Origin of the sequence: Cupriavidus pauculus (genome assembly GCF_008801835.1) — a bacterium.
Taxonomy (GTDB): domain Bacteria; phylum Pseudomonadota; class Gammaproteobacteria; order Burkholderiales; family Burkholderiaceae; genus Cupriavidus; species Cupriavidus pauculus.
Genome location: NZ_VZOW01000084.1, coordinates 1 through 1,993, shown reverse-complemented (window position 1 = coordinate 1,993; position 1,993 = coordinate 1). Strand labels below are relative to the sequence as shown.

General features: G+C 59.7%; 1 protein-coding gene and 1 pseudogene. Both read right to left on the bottom strand.

Going from position 1 to position 1,993, the window contains the following annotated elements; all coding sequences use genetic code 11:
• The coding region (locus F7R19_RS29465) for an SEL1-like repeat protein (protein WP_457912021.1) at window positions 1-1,213 on the bottom strand (1,213 nt) is incomplete at its 3' end.
• 90 nt (window positions 1,214-1,303) lie between these two features.
• Window positions 1,304-1,864: pseudogene (locus tag F7R19_RS29460) on the bottom strand (DUF6396 domain-containing protein); the annotation flags it as partial.
• Between the last annotated feature and the right edge of the window lie 129 nt (window positions 1,865-1,993).

The window sequence follows — 1,993 nt, the reverse complement described above, 5'->3', positions numbered from 1 at the left end:
TGCCAAGTAACCGGTCAAGACCGGGGATCGGTCGCGGGTCTTCATAAACCAGCGGCGGCATCACGTCGCCTTCCTTGAAGTACCGCGTCGCATCCGGCTTGATGCGGGCCACATGCGGTACGCACCAACGCCCACCCTGCGGGCATCGCTCTCCTGTCCTGACCTTCGTGCCAAGCGGCAGGCGTTCGGCCTTGCTCGAAGTGGTGAGCGGCAGGCCGGTCGCTGGATCGAGATTTTTCTCCTTGGCCAATCGCTGAACAAGTTCGTCGGCGGGCTTCTGCGGCGGCACAGCCGCATCCTGCTCCTTCTGCCACTGAAAAGTACCGTCCCACTCGGGCAGCTTGGCCGGCGGCAGCGGCACGATCTTGTCGATGTCCGGTACCTTCGGGTTGCGACCGTCATTGGCAATAAGGAATTTCCAAATTTCCTTATAGCGGCGGGAACGTTCGGCATCAAAAGGCAATGCCAAGTAATTAAGCTCGTCACTCTGCGGCGGTCCATTGAACCCCCCCTCCAGGAAGGAAGCCGCTTGTGAATTGCCGGCAGCGACACCAATCTGAAACGCTCGGACAGCTTCTGGGAACAACCTTTTGTTCTGACGGTTGATACCAAGCATGTTCGCTGCTTCCCCGTAACCTTGGACGGCTGCGCACTGCCGCATTTGAAGGGCAACTTCAGGGGCCATATCTGCCGGAGCCAGTTTCTCGGCAACGTATGCCTGGGCCTCAGGGCTACCCAAGTCAGCCGCTTTGCGAAAGTAGCGCAGGGCCAGTTCTTCATCCTGCTTCACGCCATAACCCAGTTCCAGGTAGTGGCCCATATCGAAGTACCCCCCGGGGATGCCCTGGCTAATCAACTGCGCTGCGAGATCGATGGTTTCCTGGGAAGGAGCCGGCGAATCCGCAAAACCCTGCGAGATGAGCAACTGCAGGTTGTGGTTGGCCTTGTAGTGGCCGTGCGCTGCCGCAATCCGGTAGTAGCGCGCCATCTCGTTGAAGTCTTTCGGCCCTGGTTGCTTCTGGAGATGGCGCGCGTAGAGGAACAGGCTATCCGTCTGCGGATCGACTGGCGGCAAGTGGTCGGTCTCTCGCACGCACGTAAAGGTCAAGTTGGCGCGCACGGCTCCAGGATCAGGTGGCGATGGCAATGCACCCTCCTTGTTTGAGCAAGCGCAGATCAGGAGCGCAAGCGAGACCGGAAGCCAGCCACGCAACGGGAATGGCTCGGGGTGCTTGATTGCGCTTAGCTTCGGAACTGGCCAGGACATTCAGTGGATCAGTGAGTGCATGGAATCGCCGACCGGTCAGGCATCGACGTCGTAGGAGATCAATTGCCAGCCGACATCCGATATGCGCTGGCGCTTGCCAAGTAACCGGTCAAGACCCGGTATCAGCCGCGGGTCTTCATAAACCAGCGGCGGCATCACGTCGCCTTCCTTGAAGTACCGCGTGGCATCCGGCTTGATGCGGGCCACATGCGGTACGCACCAGCATCCGTCCTGCGGGCATCGCTCTCCCGTCCGGACCTTCGTGCCAAGCGGCAGGCGTTCGGTCTTGCTCGAAGTGGTGAGCGGCAGGCCGGTCGCTGGATCGAGATTCTTTTCTTTGGCAAGTCGCTGAACCAGTTCGTCTGCGGGCTTCTGCGGCGGCACGGCCGCATCCTGCTCCTTCTGCCACTGGAAAGTACCGTCCCATTCGGGCAGCTTGGCCGGCGGCAGCGGCACGATCCGGTCGATGTCCGGTACCTTCGGGTTGCGGCCGTCGTTCGAGTCGATGAACTTGCCGATCAACTTATAGCGATGCGATCGCTCCGCGTCACGATCAAGCGCCAGAAAATTCATCTCATCAGATTGTGGTGGTCCCTTAACAGGCTGCTGAAATACCGGCAGCGAACGTCAGCGCGACGACTTGCTGAATCGTTAATCTGAGGACTCCATACAATCCCACGTTCATGCGCGGCGCTGACACCTGCACCGAAAGTTTGTTCACCATGC